This is a genomic window from Halorubrum sp. SS7, from assembly GCF_005435055.1.
In the GTDB taxonomy this organism is placed as follows: Archaea; Halobacteriota; Halobacteria; order Halobacteriales; family Haloferacaceae; genus Halorubrum; species Halorubrum salinarum.
The window spans coordinates 1-332 of the sequence record NZ_SGXV01000454.1 but is presented as its reverse complement, the minus strand read 5'-3'; the positions used below and the strand labels follow the sequence as shown (position 1 = coordinate 332).

1 protein-coding gene is annotated in these 332 nt (G+C 77.1%); it reads right to left on the bottom strand.

Annotation, left to right across the window (positions count from 1 at the left end; translation table 11 throughout):
- A partial coding sequence (locus EXE44_RS18765; RefSeq protein WP_137718099.1) for an HAD family hydrolase occupies nucleotides 1-332 on the bottom strand: 332 nt, incomplete at both ends.

Below are 332 nucleotides of genomic sequence, written 5' to 3'. Positions count from 1 at the left end.
ACCTCGTCCAGCGAGTCGACGACGTAGTCCGGGCGGTACGGGGCCGCCGCGTCGTCGGGGTCCCGCCGGAGCCACGCGGACCGGAGGCCGGCGTTGTGCGCGCCGGCGACGTCGTACGCCAGCGAGTTCCCGACGTACAGCATCTCTCGCCGGTCGACCGACATCGCCGCCGCCAGCCGCTCGAACGGCTCCGCGTGGGGCTTCCGGCGCGGGAGGTCCCCGGCGTACACGATCGCGTCGACGCGGTCGGCCAGCCCGAGCGCCTCCACCTTCGCCCGCTGGCGCGCCTCGGGCCCGTTCGTGAGCACGCCCACGGGGCCCGCGGCCGCCGC